15 protein-coding genes are annotated in these 17,648 nt (G+C 47.4%); 7 read left to right on the forward strand and 8 right to left on the reverse strand.

Annotated features, from left to right (window positions below):
* Nucleotides 1-23 precede the first annotated feature (23 nt).
* The 4 genes from ACF8OV_RS13280 to glyQ all read right to left on the reverse strand — a co-directional run bounded on the left by ACF8OV_RS13280 (nt 24) and on the right by glyQ (nt 6,794).
* Complete coding sequence (locus tag ACF8OV_RS13280) at nt 24-1,277, reverse strand: valine--pyruvate transaminase (protein ID WP_203505180.1); 1,254 nt, start codon at nt 1,275-1,277, stop codon at nt 24-26.
* 217 nt (nt 1,278-1,494) lie between these two features.
* Nucleotides 1,495-3,579: an alpha-amylase gene (locus ACF8OV_RS13285; protein WP_203505178.1), complete on the reverse strand. Its 2,085-nt coding sequence runs from the start codon at nt 3,577-3,579 to the stop codon at nt 1,495-1,497.
* Nucleotides 3,580-3,796: 217 nt separating this feature from the next.
* The gene (gene glyS, locus ACF8OV_RS13290; protein ID WP_140307228.1) at nt 3,797-5,863 is read right to left on the reverse strand and encodes a glycine--tRNA ligase subunit beta; all 2,067 of its coding nucleotides are present in this window, start codon (nt 5,861-5,863) and stop codon (nt 3,797-3,799) included.
* A gap of 13 nt (nt 5,864-5,876) precedes the next feature.
* On the reverse strand, nt 5,877-6,794 hold the full coding sequence (glyQ, locus tag ACF8OV_RS13295; protein ID WP_005458688.1) for a glycine--tRNA ligase subunit alpha: 918 nt from the start codon (nt 6,792-6,794) through the stop codon (nt 5,877-5,879).
* A 481-nt stretch (nt 6,795-7,275) separates the two neighbouring features.
* Here glyQ and ACF8OV_RS13300 point away from each other — a divergent pair, with 481 nt between their 5' ends.
* Together ACF8OV_RS13300 and ACF8OV_RS13305 are read left to right on the forward strand one after the other, a co-directional pair.
* Entirely contained in the window at nt 7,276-7,830 is a 555-nt protein-coding gene (locus ACF8OV_RS13300) for a TMEM165/GDT1 family protein (RefSeq protein ID WP_005458690.1), read from the forward strand.
* A 206-nt stretch (nt 7,831-8,036) separates the two neighbouring features.
* Nucleotides 8,037-8,297: a hypothetical protein gene (locus tag ACF8OV_RS13305; RefSeq protein ID WP_005497541.1), complete on the forward strand. Its 261-nt coding sequence runs from the start codon at nt 8,037-8,039 to the stop codon at nt 8,295-8,297.
* Between the two features lie 44 nt (nt 8,298-8,341).
* Here ACF8OV_RS13305 and tusA read toward each other — a convergent pair whose 3' ends face one another.
* On the reverse strand, nt 8,342-8,590 hold the full coding sequence (tusA, locus tag ACF8OV_RS13310; RefSeq protein WP_005426051.1) for a sulfurtransferase TusA: 249 nt from the start codon (nt 8,588-8,590) through the stop codon (nt 8,342-8,344).
* 132 nt (nt 8,591-8,722) lie between these two features.
* On the opposite strand from tusA, the gene ACF8OV_RS13315 reads away from it, so the two are divergent.
* Entirely contained in the window at nt 8,723-8,905 is a 183-nt protein-coding gene (locus ACF8OV_RS13315) for a hypothetical protein (protein WP_005458692.1), read from the forward strand.
* Between the two features lie 165 nt (nt 8,906-9,070).
* The gene (locus ACF8OV_RS13320; RefSeq protein ID WP_005458693.1) at nt 9,071-10,012 is read left to right on the forward strand and encodes a LysR family transcriptional regulator; all 942 of its coding nucleotides are present in this window, start codon (nt 9,071-9,073) and stop codon (nt 10,010-10,012) included.
* Between the two features lie 89 nt (nt 10,013-10,101).
* Here the strand turns inward: ACF8OV_RS13320 and ACF8OV_RS13325 are convergent, their stop codons facing one another.
* The 3 genes from ACF8OV_RS13325 to fadB all read right to left on the reverse strand — a co-directional run bounded on the left by ACF8OV_RS13325 (nt 10,102) and on the right by fadB (nt 14,684).
* The gene (locus ACF8OV_RS13325) at nt 10,102-11,082 is read right to left on the reverse strand and encodes an MDR family oxidoreductase (protein WP_005458694.1); all 981 of its coding nucleotides are present in this window, start codon (nt 11,080-11,082) and stop codon (nt 10,102-10,104) included.
* 239 nt (nt 11,083-11,321) lie between these two features.
* Nucleotides 11,322-12,497: an acetyl-CoA C-acyltransferase FadA gene (gene fadA / locus ACF8OV_RS13330; RefSeq protein ID WP_203505176.1), complete on the reverse strand. Its 1,176-nt coding sequence runs from the start codon at nt 12,495-12,497 to the stop codon at nt 11,322-11,324.
* Nucleotides 12,498-12,512: 15 nt separating this feature from the next.
* Nucleotides 12,513-14,684: a fatty acid oxidation complex subunit alpha FadB gene (gene fadB, locus ACF8OV_RS13335; RefSeq protein ID WP_005481023.1), complete on the reverse strand. Its 2,172-nt coding sequence runs from the start codon at nt 14,682-14,684 to the stop codon at nt 12,513-12,515.
* 257 nt (nt 14,685-14,941) lie between these two features.
* Between fadB and ACF8OV_RS13340 the strand changes: the two genes are divergently transcribed.
* Genes ACF8OV_RS13340 through hemG form a run of 3 tightly spaced genes read left to right on the forward strand, consistent with a single transcriptional unit; the run spans nt 14,942 to nt 17,606 of the window.
* Nucleotides 14,942-15,565: a YigZ family protein gene (locus ACF8OV_RS13340; protein ID WP_017449305.1), complete on the forward strand. Its 624-nt coding sequence runs from the start codon at nt 14,942-14,944 to the stop codon at nt 15,563-15,565.
* 46 nt (nt 15,566-15,611) lie between these two features.
* A complete protein-coding gene (locus ACF8OV_RS13345; RefSeq protein WP_005465049.1) occupies nt 15,612-17,069 on the forward strand; it encodes a TrkH family potassium uptake protein in 1,458 nt (485 codons plus the stop codon).
* Between the two features lie 9 nt (nt 17,070-17,078).
* Nucleotides 17,079-17,606 carry a menaquinone-dependent protoporphyrinogen IX dehydrogenase gene (hemG, locus tag ACF8OV_RS13350; RefSeq protein ID WP_005465051.1) on the forward strand — a complete coding sequence of 176 codons (528 nt, stop codon included), beginning with the start codon at nt 17,079-17,081 and terminating at the stop codon, nt 17,604-17,606.
* The last annotated feature ends 42 nt before the right edge of the window (nt 17,607-17,648 follow it).

Raw genomic sequence — 17,648 nt, forward strand, 5'->3', positions numbered from 1 at the left:
TGTCTTTGATGCGGGAGTTTGCTTTACTGACTTTGTAGGTAAGCCTTTTCGACTTCTTCCGCGATAATCGCGATACCTTTCTGCATCATCTCATCGTCTTGAACGTAGTTCATGCGTAAGCACTGATGAGCATGGTCCCACTCATCTTTCTGACCAATAAAGAAGTACTCCCCCGGAACAATCAATACGCCACGCGCTTTCAAGCGTTGGTACAACTCCATTGTCGTAATTGGCAACTCATCAAACCATAACCACAAGAAGATCGCCCCCTCAGGTTTGTGGATACGGAATCTCTCATCGGTAATCGCCTGTTGTAGCAGTTCAACCGCGCGTTGTGATTTCTGCTTGTAGAACGGCTTAATCACCTCTGAACTCAGTTTGAGTAGATCGCCTTTAGCGATGATGTGGTTTGCCAATGCTGGGCCAACACTGCCTGGCGCTAAGCTGATGATGCCATTCATATTGGTGAGTGCTTGGGTGATTTCTTCACTCGCAATCACAATCCCACATCGCACACCCGGTAAGCCAAGTTTAGATAAGCTCATGCACAGGATGGTGTTTTCATTCCAGAACGGTTCGACATCTTCAAAAATGATGTTCGGGAACGGCAAGCCGTACGCATTGTCGATGATCAGTGGGATGTTGTTCTCGCGCGCCAATTTGTCCAGTTTACGCACTTCTTCGTCAGTCAGTACGTTACCTGTTGGGTTGGTTGGGCGAGATGCACAAATTGCTGCGACGGAGTCATCGACGGTGAGCTTTTCAAAATCAACGTGATATTTGAATAGGCCGTTGTCGAGTAGCTCTATTTCTGGATGGTACGAAACAAAAATGTCTTCATCGATACCTGCATCACCGTAGCCAATGTATTCCGGTGCGATAGGCAACAGGACTTTTTTGTGCGAACCATCTGGCTGCTGACCAGCAAACAAATTAAATAGGTAGAAGAACCCGCTTTGGCTGCCATTCGTTAGGCTAATATTCTTTTCATTGATGTCCCAGCCGTATGTTTCACGAAACAGCTGTGCGAGCGCTTTGACGAACACGTCTTTACCCTGAGGGCCATCATAATTAGTGAGCGCGGCGACGAGTTCGCCACTGGCGAGCATTTCTTCACTGGCTTGGTGAAAGTAATCGAGCATGGCAGGAATGGCGGCCGGGTTACCCCCACCGAGCATGATGGCACCTGGCGTGCGTAGGCCATCATTCAAATCGTCCATTAACTGCGTAATACCTGAATACTGATTAAATTTTTCACCAAACTTTGAGAACTGCATGCCTACATATACCTAATTCATTGTGATTGCTTTATGTGTCTTGATTGCTGACGAAACATCAGCTTATAGAGTAATACTTGACCTTACCCTAATGTTATTACGACGCAAAGTGTGAATTTACTCGAAGAAGAAAAAAGTTTGTCATCAGACCAGATGGAGAGGATTTGGAATTAAAAAAGGGAAGCGAAATGCTTCCCTTGCTGGTGGAGTGAGTCGGTTATTCGCCAGTGTAAACAATCAGTACTTTGTCGTCTTGGTATTGGCGTTCGAATGCGTAGTAGCCTTCTTGATTACGAGTGATGTGCTTACCTTGAGCAACCGCTGGGTGGCGTTGACGGAATTCGCCCAATTTCTGCCAATGTTGTAGTAAGTCTTCACGCTCGCCATGAATCTTGTCCCATGGCATGTCGGAACGTGTACCTTGGGTCGGATCGGATCCAGTCACGCCAAAGTCACGGGCAATCTCATCGCCGTAGTAGATTTGTACTGCACCCGGTGCCAGCATTAACGCATTGGCGGCGCGAGCTTGGTCATCAAAGCTGCGGCTGCGTGCCGACCAAAACAGTTGAGTATCGTGCGAAGACAGGTAACTCAACACGTTGAATTCAGGATCGGAGTTAATACGCTCTGCATAGCGGCGGTAATCATTATCAAGTTGAGCGAAACACTTTAGCGCTTTTGGTGCCACGTCAGATTGGAACTCGAAGTTGATGATCGAATCGAAGCCGTTATCGAAATACGGGCTCTTCACCACGCTGTGTGCCCACACTTCGCCGGTCATCCAAAATGGCAGATCGTCTAGTGCTTTGTCGGGGTGGTTTTGTTTCCATTCGGCGAGGGCTTGAGTGGTTCTTGCTTTAAGCTCTGCCCACGCTTCCATCTCAACGTGTTTGGCGGTATCGACGCGGAAGCCATCAATGCCGTAATCACGTACCCAATCCGATAGCCATGTGATCAGATGTTCTCGTGGGGTTTTCAACTCATCTTGCGCATTGGTGTTTTTATTGCGGAAGAAGTTTGGTAGTCCGGTTTTCTGCGTCGATTCGGTTTTGAGATCCGGTAGGTAGTTCAAAGACATGGTGATGTCGTTGTATCCCGGCGCATCGTAATCGCCAATGTCGGTGCGAATCCAATCTTTGCCCCACCATTTTTCCCACGCTTCACTATCACCGTATTTGATGTAGTCGTTGAAGCTGTGCCAGCTTTGTCCTGATTTTGGCTGCCAGTCGGTCCATTTTTCACCAAGGACTTCTTTGGCTTCTTGGTCATCAAGGTAAAGCTGACCAAATCCAAATTCTTGCATGTCGGCTAATGTGGCGTAGCCAGTGTGGTTCATGACCACATCCCAAATCACGCGGATACCTTTCTTGTGGGCGGTATCGACGAAGGTTCTCAGCTCATCTTCGGTACCCATGTTGGCATCAAGCTTGGTCCAATCTTGGTGGTAGTAGCCGTGATAGCCGTAGTGTTTAAAGTCGCCTTTATCGCCGCCGCCAACCCAGCCGTGGATTTGTTCCAGTGGTGAGGTTATCCAGATGGCATTCACACCGAGGGATTCGATGTAATCGAGTTTTTTCGTCAGACCCGCTAAGTCACCACCGTGGAAGGTGCCAATCTCGTATTTTCCGTCTTTGCTGCGACCGTAGCTGTTGTCGTTGTCTGGGTTGCCATTGTAGAAGCGGTCGGTCATGACGAAGTACACCGTCGCGTTATCCCAGCTGAACGGTTTATCGGCTTGCTGTTCAACTTCTTCTAGCAGCAATAGACCTTGGCTCATAGGGCCCGGCTGCATGGTGACGCTGCCATTGGCGACGGTGGTTTCTTGCCCGGTTAAGGCGTCACGAACAACAGTGCCATCAGTAAAGGTTTGGGCTACGTTGATGGTTTTAGCTGTGTCGGTTGCAACAGGGCAAGAATAGGTGATGTCCTGACTCTGTTTTGGTTTGATTTTAACGGTTAGCTCATTGGTGTCTGGATTGAGCGTGAAGAGGTAGGTATTGGCTTTGAAAATGCGCAGCGGCATAGATGTGTCGGTTGCGCAGTTATCCATTTTTAATGGTGTATTGAATTTGATGCGGCTTTCTTCCGCTAGCGCAAAGCTGTTGCCACAGGTTTGTTTGCTGTCGGCAATGGTAAAGGTGTAGTTGCCTTTTTCTAGTTTTTGCTCTGCGACGAGTAAACCGTCTGAGTTTGGTTCGAAGACGGCAGTATCGTCTCCAACGCTTAATACGATGGCATTTTCTGGAATTTGGCTGCAGGCGCTCAGTAGGCCGATAGAGAGTGCGAGAATTGTTTTTTTCATTGTGTCCTTCCCCCGAATAAACAACCCAGTTATAGCAAAACTGTGCCTCTACAATCCGAGCTCTGCACCAACAAGTTCAACGCGTCTCACCCTACAAATTTTTGCCTTGTTCACAAAATGAATAATAAGAACCGGTTATCTCCGTTTGAAGGCAACAAAAAAGGGAAGCTGACGCTTCCCTTTTACTTATCTCTTAATCACTTCGAAGAGTAATGAATTACTTTTGAAGCAAAGAAATGTCTGCGATCTGTAGGAACAGGTTACGCAGGTTGTTTAGCAGTGTCAGACGGTTCTTCTTAAGTGCTTCGTCGTCTGCCATTACCATTACGTTATCGAAGAACGCATCCACTGGTTCACGTAGGTCAGCTAGCTTGCTTAGGGCTTCTTGGTAGTTACCGGTTGCAAATGCAGGCTCTAGTGCTTCAGTCATTACTTCAACGCTTTCTGCTAGCGCTTTCTCTGCGTCTTCTTGTAGAAGTGCTAGGTCAATTTCTTCTGCTAGTTCGCCGTCGAACTTCGCTAGGATATTACCTACACGTTTGTTCGCTGCTGCTAGAGACTCTGCTGCTTCTAGTTCACGGAAGTGAGAAACCGCTTTAACACGTTGGTCGAAGTCTGCTGGTTTCGTCGGGCGACGCGCTAGTACCGCTTGAATGATGTCTACGCTGAAGCCTTCGTCTTGGTACCAAGCACGGAAACGACCAAGCATGAACTCAATCACGTCTTGTTCAACGTTGTCGTTGGTTAGGCGGTCACCAAACAGTGACTTCGCTTTCGCTACTAGGTCAACAAGATCTAGGTTGTAGCCGTATTCAACGATGATACGTAGTACACCTAGAGATGCGCGACGTAGTGCGAATGGGTCAGAACCTTTAGGCGCTTGACCAATACCGAAGATACCTACGATAGTGTCTAGCTTGTCTGCCATTGCAACTGCAGTTGAAACGCCGTTTGATGGCAGTTCATCACCTGCGAAACGAGGCATGTATTGTTCGTTCAGTGCGACTGCAACTTCTTCTGCTTCACCGTCGTGGCGAGCGTAGTGCATACCCATGACACCTTGAGTATCCGTAAATTCGAATACCATTGAAGTCATTAGGTCACATTTTGCTAGTAGACCAGCACGCTTAGATTTCTCAACGTCAGCACCGATTTGCTCAGCAATGTAGCCAGCAAGTTCTGTGATGCGGTCTGTTTTGTCTTTGATCGTACCCAGTTGCTTTTGGAAGATCGCTTGTTCTAGCTCAGGCAGACGGTCGATAAGCGGACGCTTACGGTCTGTGTTGAAGAAGAACTCTGCGTCAGCAAGACGAGGACGAACCACTTTCTCGTTACCTTCGATTACGTAACGAGGCTCTTTTGATTCGATGTTCGATACGAAGATGAAGTTTGGTAGTAGCTTCTTGTTTTCGTCATAAACAGGGAAGTATTTTTGGTCACCTTTCATGGTGTAAACCAACGCTTCAGAAGGCACTTTTAGGAATTCTTCTTCAAACTTCGCTGTTAGTACCACTGGCCATTCAACCAGAGACGTTACTTCTTCTACTAGGTCATCTTCTAGATCAGCGATACCGCCAACCGCTGCTGCCGCTTTTTGTGCGTCAGCTAGGATGATTGCTTTACGCGCTTCGTAATCTGCCATTACTTTACCGCGCTCTTCTAGGATCGCAGGGTATTGCTCAGCAGAATCGATAGTGAACTCTTTTTCACCCATGAAGCGGTGACCACGGATAGTGCGGCCTGAAGCGACACCAAGTATCTCGCCTTCGATTAGGTCGCTGCCCATTAGCATGGTTAGCGTCTTAACTGGACGGATAAATTGAGTCGTTTTGTTACCCCAGCGCATTGGTTTTGCGATAGGTAGGTTTGCTAGTGCTTTCGCTGCAAGTTCAACTACGATCTCAGACGTTGGCTGGCCTTTGACTTCTTGTTTGAACAGTAGCCATTCACCTTTGTCTGTAACCATGCGCTCTGCTTGGTCAACCGTGATGCCACAACCGCGTGCCCAGCCTTGAGCTGCTTTTGTTGGGTTGCCTTCCGCGTCAAATGCTGCAGAAACCGCAGGACCACGTTTTTCAACTACTTTGTCTGATTGGCTTTCTGCCAATGCTGCGACTTTTAGTGCAAGACGACGAGGTGCCGCGAACCATTTTACGCCTTCGTGAGCAAGCTCAGCGCCTTTTAGTTCTGCTTCGAAGTTTGCTGCAAATGCTTCAGCTAGAGTACGAAGTTGCGTTGGTGGTAGCTCTTCTGTACCTAGCTCGATTAGAAATTCTTTTGCCATGTTACTCTACCCCTTACGCTTGTTCTTTCTTACACATTGGGAAGCCAAGAGCTTCACGCGATGCGTAGTATGCTTCTGCTACTGCTTTAGTCAGATTGCGGATGCGCAGGATGTAACGTTGACGCTCTGTAACAGAGATCGCTTTGCGTGCGTCTAACAAGTTGAACGCGTGTGCCGCTTTCAAGATGCGCTCGTAAGCAGGCAGAGGTAGCGGTTTTTCTAGCTCGAGTAGTTCTTTCGATTCTTTTTCACACTGGTCGAAGAAGCTGAATAGGAAATCAACGTCTGCGTGTTCGAAGTTGTAAGTTGATTGCTCAACTTCGTTTTGGTGGAAAATGTCACCGTAAGTTACCTTGCTGCCGTCTGGCGCGATGTTCCAAGTTAGGTCGTAAACCGAGTCTACTTCTTGGATGTACATTGCTAGACGTTCGATACCGTAAGTGATCTCACCAGTCACTGGTTTACACTCAAGGCCGCCAACTTGTTGGAAGTAAGTAAACTGAGTTACTTCCATGCCGTTTAGCCAAACTTCCCAGCCTAGACCCCATGCGCCTAGTGTTGGGTTTTCCCAGTTGTCTTCTACGAAACGGATGTCGTGTACAAGTGGGTCAATACCAAGAACTTCAAGGGAGCCAAGGTACAACTCTTGAATATTGTCAGGCGATGGTTTTAGCGCTACTTGGAATTGGTAGTAGTGCTGAAGACGGTTAGGGTTTTCACCGTAACGGCCATCAGTAGGGCGACGTGAAGGTTGTACGTAAGCTGTCGACATTGGCTCTGGGCCAAGCGCTCGTAGACAGGTCATTGGGTGAGAGGTACCCGCACCCACTTCCATATCTAGCGGTTGAACAATGGTACAACCATTTTGAGCCCAATAATCCTGCAGCGCGAGGATCATTCCCTGGAAGGTTTTGATATCGTATTTTTGCATAAGTCAGGTTCGCGCGATTCTCTAGTTACTCATTAATTCGTCTCGTATGCCGAGTTTTTCAACTCAAACAAGGGCGATAAAGAGTAATTACGGTTGAATAAAATAACAATCAAGTATAACCAGATATTGAGCATGGGAGTAGAGCTAATCTTGATTAATTCGTGGGCAATTTTCTCCTTTAATGAATTTTTACCGCGTTATCTGCTGTATTTTTCCTAAAAGGGAGTTTTCACCTGCTTTGACTCTTGTGATGCGCAACAAAGGTGGCTAGAATTGTGCCTGTCTTTGGGGAGTAGCTTACCTGATGAAGTCTCTGTTTCATCCGGTTCGTTCGTCAACATAATTGGTGCAAAATCACCATGGCGTTCGAGACTTGAAGCCTTTCAAGTTTAGCAAGACCTTAGACAAATCATCACGAACCGGGGTGGGGCGTGAGGTTTGTCTATGGTTAAAATAATTATCCCGCCCCAATGAGCATGTCGTGAGCGTTTTAGCTATTTCAATTACTACTGTGGCGTTAGCAGAAATTGGCGATAAGACCCAATTGCTATCCCTATTACTTGCCAGTCGTTACCGCAAACCTATTCCCATTATTGCAGCCATCTTTTTGGCGACCATTGCCAACCACGCTTTAGCTGCATGGTTAGGTGTGGTAGTGGCCGACTATCTATCTCCTGATGTTTTAAAATGGGTGCTGGTGGTCAGTTTTGTTGCCATGGCCGCTTGGGTTCTGATCCCAGACAAACTGGATGACGACGAAGAGATCTCGAATCGTGGACCATTCATTGCCAGCTTTATTGCCTTCTTTGTTGCTGAAATCGGTGATAAAACTCAGATTGCGACTTCCATTCTAGGCGCGCAATACGCGGATGCGCTGAGTTGGGTCATACTTGGCACGACCATTGGTATGCTGTTGGCCAACGTGCCAGTGGTGTTGATTGGTAAGCTTTCAGCAGACAAGATGCCATTGGGTTTGATCCGTAAAGTAACCGCTATTTTGTTCGTGTTGTTGGCGATTGGTGCGGCCTTCTTTTAATGGTTTGAAGCGGATAACGTAGCCTGAAAAGGAAAAACGTTATCTGCGAACAATCGTTAAAATGGTGCGAATTATCAATAACTAGCGAATTAGTGGCGCAGCTCAAACTCTGACTTAAAATCGCTCCGTAGCGTGACGGATGACATATTAGTGTCATACTTGTCATGGTAGTTTAATGGTGTGAATGATAGCGAGAGGGCAAGTTTATGCTTACACGTTACATGGGGATGACCCCAAAGAGTCAGAGTTATTTATTCACCTTTGGTTTGGCGCTGTGCTTGTTAGCGATGGTACTGACTGATATGTGGTTGCCGATTGTGGCAGGGACGTTCATTCTTACTGGCTTGACGGTTGAAGCGTGGATTCGGGTGGCGCACATTATTCCAATGCATGAAGAAATACGTGCGATGCAGAAACAACTTAACAAACTCCAATCTGAAGTTCGCACACTAGAATATGACGAATAAACAAACGGCAGCCCACTGGGCTGCCGTTTTTGATCTCACTGAGATTATTCCAAACCTTTCTTAATCAGGTACTGATAAGGCAGTTGTTCTGTTTGCGCTGCAATCAACTGGTGATCCATAAAGCGGCAGAAACTCGGAATATCTCGAGTTGTCGATGGGTCGTCCGCTTTTACTAGCAAAACCTCACCATCTTGCATGTTGCGAATTGTCTTCCTGACCATCATCACTGGCTCTGGGCAGCGCAGTCCTTCCGCCTCTAACGTCTTTGTTGCCAGTTCAGGATTAAAGCTCATAGTGTGATTCTCGTAACTAACTGAGCGGTGAATTTTACGTTCGTTGAAAAAATATTCAATAACCACTTGGCAAACGGATTTTTTTGTTTTACCTTAAATTAACAATTTGGTAACAACTGGCAAGGAGAGGCGATGTTAACAGCGTTAGACAGACTCACGATTTACTCAGTGCTGTGTTTTATCTCGTTCTGTGCATTGGTACTTAGAACGCCAGCTGAAACCTCATTGATGCCTTTAGCAGGCATGAGTGCAACCATTATTGGGATTTGGATTGAGATGCACAAATGGTCAGGTGCATCAGAGCAAGAGAATTAGCGCCTCTTGCCTCAATCAAACATGAACAATACCGCTCACCTATTTTTACCAACACTTCATTCCGACACTATCCCCATTTTTCTTGGGCTTCCCCGCTGAAAGGCGGGATTTTTTTTGCCTGAAGAGTACAATTTGATAAAACCCTCGCATTGTAAGTGGCAAATCGTGGAACTAGAAGACATCTATCGCCGAGATCTGAATTTATTAGTCGCGTTGCGTGTACTGATTGAAGAAAGCAGCGTCAGTAAGGCGGCAACTCGCCTTAATTTAAGCCAATCGGCGATGAGTCGTGTGTTAGGGCGATTACGCGATCTGCTTGGCGATCCGCTGTTTACGCGCCAAGGTCAGCACTTGATCCCAACCCAAAAAGCGCTAGAAATTGATCGCTCTTTAGGTGAACCGTTGGAATCGCTGCGCCAATTGTTGTCGCCCGTCGAGTTCGATCCTCAGCAGTGCGATCAGACGTTCACCATCGCGACCACGGACTACGCCATGCAAACTATCCTGCCGTTTGCTTTACCGCGCATTTATCAAGAAGCGCCGAATGTGTCGTTTAACTTTTTGCCTTTGCAGCATGACCGTTTATCCGATCAGTTGACTTATGAAGGGGCCGATCTCGCCATTTGTCGCCCAACTGGCCCCGTGGAGCCGCTGCGTAGCGAGATTCTTGGTCGCGTTGGCGTGTTGTGTTTACTGTCCAAACAGCATCCTTTGGCGAATCAAGAGATGAGTTTGGACGACTATTTGAGCCACCCTCACGCGATGATTGCCATCAGTGACGGAGTGAAAGCGTTGATTGAGCAAGCTCTGATCGACAAGCCGCAACGCAAAATGGTGCTGCGTGCGTACCATTTAGAAGCTGCGCTGGCGATTGTGGATACTCTGCCTATCATCATTACCGTTCCGGCAGATTTGGCGTATCTGGTTGCTGAGCGCTATGACCTAGTCGTAAAACCGTTGCCATTCCAATTTACGCCTTTTGATTATTCGATGATTTGGCATGCGCGCTGTGAGCATTCTCCTGCTCAAGAATGGCTGCGCTCCGTTGTGCGTGAAGAGTGCAGCAGGCTGATTGCAAAGCGAATCGAAGACATGGGATTGAACTGATAATAAAAGAGCCAGCAACGCTGGCTCTATTTACGTGAAGTGCTGACTTGTAGCTTGATAACGATAGCTTTATAGCTACAGCTTGATGACTATAGCTTGATAACAATGCGACCGGTTACTTGGCCGTTGGTAATATCTTCGGCGTATTTTGGCGCTTCAGCGAGCTCTACTTCAGTACACGCTTGCTCGAAATAGCTGTCTGGTAGTAGCTCAACCAGTTTTTCCCACGCTGCGATGCGTTTTTCGGTTGGACACATCACGGAATCCACACCTTGCAGACGCACATTACGTAGGATGAACGGCATTACTGTGGTTGGCAGGTCAAAACCGCCAGCAAGACCACACGCCGCGACGGCGCTGTTGTAATCCATTTGCGCCAATACTTTCGCTAGCACTTTGCTGCCAACGGTGTCGACTGCGCCAGCCCAAATTTGTTTTTCTAGTGGGCGTGCAGGCTCTTCAAATTCAACACGGTCGATGATGCGACTTGCGCCCAGTTTTTCTAAAAGCGGACCGTTTTGTTCAACACGACCAGTAACGGCTGCCACTTTGTAGCCCAGTTGAGCCAGAAGCGTCACTGCCACCGAACCTACGCCGCCACTGGCGCCAGTGACAAGGATTTCGCCAGCTTCTGGTTTGATGTCAGCATCCAGCAGAGCTTGAACACACAGCATTGCGGTAAAGCCAGCTGTACCGACCATCATTGCTTTTTTGCTGTCTAAGCCTTTTGGTAGAGGAACCAACCAATCCGCTTTTAGACGAGCACGTTGCGCCATACCGCCCCAGTGGTTTTCGCCGACACCCCAGCCAGTAAGAACGACTTTATCGCCTGCTTGGTAGCGTGCATCGTCAGAGCTTACGACCGTACCCGCTAGATCAATGCCTGGTACCATTGGGAAGTTGCGGATGATTTTACCTTTCCCTGTGATCGCAAGGCCGTCCTTGTAGTTTAACGATGAGTAATCAACGTCAATCAGTACGTCGCCTTCCGGCAGTTGTGTTTCATCGATTTGTTCGATGTTTGCGATAGTACGTTTGTCTTCTTGGTTTAGAACTAGAGCATTAAACATAAGGTTCTCCGAGTGTGCGATAGCGCGGCAGGAATGCCACGAGCAGCAAGCCATTAACTGCCTGTAAGTGTATGCCTTCTTTATTTATGAATAAAATGAAACTTCATCATCTAATTTATGCGTTTTGTGCATAAATTGTAGGGTGCCTAATAAAAGAAAAGGCGACATAAGATGCCGCCTTAAGTGTAATACCAAATTTTGCTGGTATTGGTTGATTACCTAACTGGAGATGTTAAGGGTTACGGGCGCTCAAAGACAGTAGCGATACCCTGACCAAGACCGATACACATGGTCGCAAGGCCGTATTTGGCGTCCTTGGCTTCCATTAGGTTGATAAGTGTTGTTGAGATACGTGCACCAGAACAACCCAATGGGTGACCTAGAGCAATCGCGCCGCCATTCAGGTTCACTTTTTCGTCCATCACCTCAAGCAGACCTAGGTCTTTCGCACATGGCAGAGATTGCGCTGCAAACGCTTCGTTTAGCTCGACAACGTCCATATCTTCAATTGCAAGACCTGCACGTTTCAGCGCTTTTTGCGTTGCAGCTACAGGGCCGTAACCCATGATGGATGGATCGCAACCTGCGATCGCCATGCCTTTGATTCGTGCGCGAATCTTCAAACCAAGTTCATTGGCTTTCTCTTCGCTCATGATCAGCATTGCGGATGCACCATCGGATAGAGCTGAAGATGTACCGGCTGTTACGGTACCGTTCGCTGGGTCGAATACCGGGCGAAGTTGAGACAGACCTTCAACGGTGGTCTCTGGACGAATCACTTCATCGTAATCTAACTGGAACAACGTACCGTCTGCTGCGTGGCCTTCGGTTGGTAGGATTTCGTTTTTAAAGCGACCTTCCAATGTTGCTGCGTGAGCACGAGCGTGAGAGCGCGCCGCAAACTCATCTTGTTGCTCACGGCTGATACCATGAAGCTTACCAAGCATTTCAGCGGTTAAACCCATCATACCAGCGGCTTTGGCGACATTTTTCGACATGCCAGGATGGAAGTCTACACCGTGGTTCATTGGTACGTGACCCATGTGCTCGACACCGCCGATCAGGCAAATTTCCGCGTCACCTGTCATGATTGCACGAGTACCATCATGCAGGGCTTGCATAGATGAGCCACACAGACGGTTCACGGTTACTGCGCCAATCTCAATTGGTAGGCCAGCAAGCAGCGCTGCATTGCGCGCGATGTTAAAGCCTTGCTCAAGCGTTTGTTGCACACAGCCCCAGTAGATGTCTTCAATCTCACTTGGGTTCACTTGTGGGTTGCGTGCCAGAATGCCTTTCATTAGGTGCGCAGAAAGGTCTTCTGCACGAGTATGACGGAAAGCACCACCTTTAGAGCGACCCATTGGGGTACGTAGACAATCGACTACGACAACGTTTCTGGTTTGATTAGTCATTTTGGGAATCCCTCCTTAGATAGAACCTTGCTGTTGCGCGCCATAGAAGCTTTCGCCTTTCGCCGCCATATCAATCAACATTTGCGGAACATGGTACATCGCGCCTAGATCAGCGTGCTGTTTTGCCATTTCAACAAATTCAGCAATACCTACGCTGTCTAGGTAGCGGAATACACCGCCGCGGAATGGAGGGAAACCAAGGCCGTAAACCAGCGCCATATCTGCTTCTTGAGGAGTTGCAATAATGCCTTCTTGCAGACACAGCACCACTTCGTTGATCATCGGAATCATCATACGTTGGATGATGGTCTGCTCATCGAACTCTTGTTTATCCGCGCAGACGTCTGCCAGTACTGGCAAGATATCTTCAGTGAAGGTTTTCTTAGGCTTACCTTTTTTATCAATGGTGTAGCTGTAGAAACCGTTGCCATTCTTCTGACCGTATTTGTTGGCTTCGAATAGAGCATCAATCGCGTCACGACCTTGTTTTCCCATTCGCTCAGGGAAACCTTCTGCCATCACCGCTTGTGCGTGGTGTGCAGTATCGATGCCGACTACATCAAGCAAGTACGCCGGGCCCATCGGCCAGCCAAATTTGCGTTCCATGACTTTGTCGACTTTAGTGAAGTCTGCACCGTCACGAAGCAACATGCTGAAACCGCCAAAGTACGGGAATAATACGCGGTTGACGAAGAATCCCGGACAGTCGTTCACGACGATTGGGGATTTACCCATTTTCGCTGCGTAAGCCACTACGCGGTTGATGGTTTCATCAGAAGTTTTTTCACCACGGATGATTTCAACCAAAGGCATGCGATGCACAGGGTTAAAGAAGTGCATACCGCAGAAATTTTCTGGGCGTTTAAGTGATTGTGCCAATAAGTTGATTGGAATCGTCGATGTGTTTGATGTAATGACGGTGTCTTCACCAACGTGCGATTCGACTTCGCTCAGTACCGTTGCTTTTACTTTTGGATTTTCGACAACGGCTTCAACAATCACATCTGAGTTTTCGATGCCTGCGTAATGTAGGCTTGGGGTAATTGATGCCAAAATTCCCGCCATCTTGAAGCCGTCGATACGACCTTGAGCAAGGCGTTTGTTCAGCAGTTTAGACGCTTCGGTCATGCCTAAATCGAGAGATGGTTGGGCGATGTCTTTCATCAATACTGGCACGCCTTTCAGCGCAGATTGGTAAGCGATGCCACCACCCATGATGCCTGCACCTAATACCGCTGCTCGCTCAGTGTCTTTGCTTGCTGATTTCGCCGCTTTTTTCGCGATGCCTTTGATGTATTGGTCGTTGAGGAACAGACCAACCAGAGCTTTGGCTTCTTCTGATTTCGCGAGTTTAACGAAGTATTTGCGTTCAATGTCGAGCGCTTCGTTACGCGCAAAGCGTGCGCCTTCTTCAATCGTGATAACGGCTGTCATTGGCGCAGGGTAGTGTGGACCGGCTACTTGTGCCACTAGGCCTTTTGCCATCGTGAAGCTCATCATTGACTCTAGCTTGCTGAGTGTCAGTGGTGAGGTTTTTTGTTTACGACGTGCTTGCCAATCGATCTTTTCGTTGATAGCTGAAGTCAGTGTTTGCAATGCGGATTCATACAACGCATCAGTTTCAACCACAGCATCCAATAAACCAATCTTCAATGCTTCATCTGCACGACATGCTTTGCCTTGCGTGATGATTTCCATCGCGCTATCTGCACCGATAACACGCGGCAAACGCACACAACCACCAAAGCCTGGCATGATGCCCAGTTTGGTTTCTGGTAGGCCAATGCTGGTGGTCTTGTCACCGATACGCATGTCGGTAGCCAGTACGCATTCACAGCCGCCGCCAAGTGTGTGACCTTTAAGTACTGAGATTGTCGGAACGGGTAAGTCTTCTAGTTTATTGAAGATGCTATTGGCAAATTGTAGCCATTGATCGAGCTCGGCGTCTGTTTTAGCGAAGAGGCCCAAGAATTCAGTGATGTCTGCGCCAACGATGAACGCGTCTTTATCTGAAGTGAGCATTAAGCCTTTTAGACCTTGATGTGAAGTCAACGCATCAAGAGCCTTATCGAGAGACTCTAGTGTTGCTAGGTCGAGCTTGTTTACGGATTTAGGGGAGCAGAAGCTCAGCTCTGCTATGCCATCTTGTATTTCCTTTACCTGTAGGGTGTCGGCTTGGTAAATCATTGTCTATCTCCATGACATACAATCGTGGATTGTCTGTATACCTATTGTTAGTGCTGAATTCGTCGGCAAATAAGTATCGAGGAAGTCGTTTATTCTTATTCTGGTTTGACCAGTAAAGTTAGTTTGGATCGCGGATTGTTTAATTTCAATACATTTTTTAAACAAGTGTTTAACATTGTGCGCTGTGGCAGATCTTATGCGACTCTGAATTCACTCTCGTGATAGACTTCGAGCAAAGTAAACATTGACCTAATGCTATGAATGACCAGCCTTATCTGATTCCCTCTGCGCCTGCTCTGTTTGAAGAAGAAATCAAAAAAAGTGTCTTTATTACCTACCTCGCACACACGCCAAGCGTTGATGCGGCGAAGGCGTTTGTTGATCAAATTAAAGCCAAACACTCGGATGCAAGACACAATTGCTGGGGATTCGTAGCGGGCAGACCTGAAGATTCAATGAAATGGGGCTTTAGCGATGACGGCGAGCCGTCCGGGACTGCTGGCAAGCCAATTTTGGCGCAGCTATCGGGCTCTGGCGTGGGAGAAATCACTGCGGTAGTGACGCGATATTCAGGGGGCATCAAGCTTGGTACTGGAGGTTTAGTCAAAGCTTACGGCGGCGGGGTGCAGCAAGCTCTCAAGCTGCTTCAAACTATTGAGAAAAAAATAACCACAAAACTCAGACTAACGTTAGACTATGGGTTTATGCCTATCGCCCAGTCGATCATGCCTCAATTTGGTGCGGTAGAAGTCGCTGCTGAATATAGCGATCAGGTAATATTAGTGGTGGAAATTGAGCTTCGTGAAGTGAGCGCGTTTACCCAAGCTATCATCAATAAAAGTGGGGCAAAGGCAATTGTAACCCCACTCGACGGACAATAATGAAAACCAGGAAGCAACAGGGACAGCTTCGCTAGTCAATCAATCCATGCAATTTCGTTCAATTATTCGAATCGTCGGGCTTTTGCTCGCGCTTTTTAGTGTCACCATGTTGGCACCCGCACTGGTTGCGCTTCTTTATCGAGACGGCGCTGGTGTACCTTTTGTCACGACTTTTTTTGTGCTGCTTTTTTGTGGAGCGATGTGTTGGTTTCCTAACCGTCGGCATAAACATGAGCTCAAATCACGTGATGGCTTTCTTATCGTTGTTCTTTTCTGGACGGTTTTGGGCAGCGCGGGTTCGCTTCCATTTTTAATCGCAGATAATCCCAACATTTCTGTGACTGACGCTTTTTTTGAATCCTTCTCTGCTTTAACTACGACAGGGGCGACCGTTATTGTCGGCCTTGATGAATTACCTAAAGCGATTTTGTTCTACCGCCAATTTCTACAATGGTTTGGTGGGATGGGGATCATTGTACTCGCGGTCGCTATTTTGCCAGTGTTGGGCATCGGTGGGATGCAGTTGTACCGCGCAGAAATTCCGGGTCCAGTGAAAGATACCAAAATGACCCCGCGCATAGCCGAGACAGCAAAAGCGCTGTGGTACATCTATTTAAGCCTGACAATCGCTTGTGCGGTTGCTTTTTGGCTCGCGGGCATGACGCCGTTTGATGCCATCAGCCACAGTTTCTCTACCATTGCGATTGGTGGCTTCTCAACTCACGATGCCAGCATGGGCTACTTCGACAGTTACGCGATTAACCTGATTACCGTGGTGTTCTTGCTGATCTCTGCTTGTAACTTCACTCTGCACTTTGCAGCATTTGCCTCTGGTGGGGTTCATCCTAAGTATTATTGGAAAGACCCAGAGTTCCGCGCATTCATCTTTATTCAGGTGTTACTGTTTTTGGTTTGCTTCTTACTACTATTGAAGCACCACTCTTACACATCACCTTATGATGCGTTTGACCAAGCATTGTTCCAAACTGTCTCAATCTCGACAACCGCAGGTTTCACCACAACCGGTTTTGCAGATTGGCCATTGTTTTTGCCAGTGTTGCTACTGTTCTCCTCTTTTATAGGAGGATGCGCAGGTTCGACTGGTGGTGGTATGAAAGTGATCCGCATTTTGCTTCTTACCTTACAAGGTGCGCGTGAACTTAAACGTCTGGTTCATCCTCGTGCGGTTTACACCATCAAAGTCGGAGGTAGTGCACTACCGCAACGTGTGGTCGATGCTGTATGGGGATTCTTCTCAGCATACGCGTTAGTGTTTGTGGTATGTATGTTGGGTTTGATTGCAACAGGCATGGATGAGTTAAGTGCATTCTCTGCCGTAGCAGCGACACTCAACAACCTTGGCCCTGGATTGGGCGAAGTCGCACTTCACTTTGGTGATGTAAACGACAAAGCGAAATGGGTGCTGATCGTCTCCATGCTATTTGGTCGTCTGGAAATATTTACCTTACTTATTCTACTCACGCCGACGTTTTGGCGTAGTTAAGGGGAAATCGTGGCAAAAGCATTATTTCTATACTCTTCTCGTGAAGGGCAAACCAAAAAAATCTTCCACTATATAGAAGAGCAATTAACAGACTTTGAATGTGAGCTGGTGGATTTACATAATGTAGAGACGATGGATTTCAGCCAATATGAAAAAGTGCTCATTGGTGCCTCTATTCGTTATGGTCACCTAAATAAGAAGCTATACCAATTTATTGAACGCAACCTCACTCAGCTAGAACAGAATAAAGTGGCTTTCTTCTGTGTGAACTTAACCGCCCGCAAAGAAGACCAAGGGAAAGATACCCCAGAAGGAAGTGCCTACATTCGTAAGTTCCTAATCAAATCTCCTTGGAAGCCAACATTAATTGGAGTCTTCGCTGGTGCCCTTTATTATCCGCGCTACGGTTGGTTCGACAAAATGATGATTAAGTTCATTATGTCGATGACTGGTGGTGAAACGGACACGACTAAAGAAGTGGAGTACACCAACTGGGAAAAAGTGGCTCTTTTCGCGGATAAATTCAAAGAACTGTAGAAATAACGTGCTCTTTTAAGTGGTTTTGCTGCAATTTCATCC

Origin of the sequence: Vibrio sp. GLN_1, assembly GCF_043106015.1 — a bacterium.
Taxonomy (GTDB): domain Bacteria; phylum Pseudomonadota; class Gammaproteobacteria; order Enterobacterales; family Vibrionaceae; genus Vibrio; species Vibrio parahaemolyticus.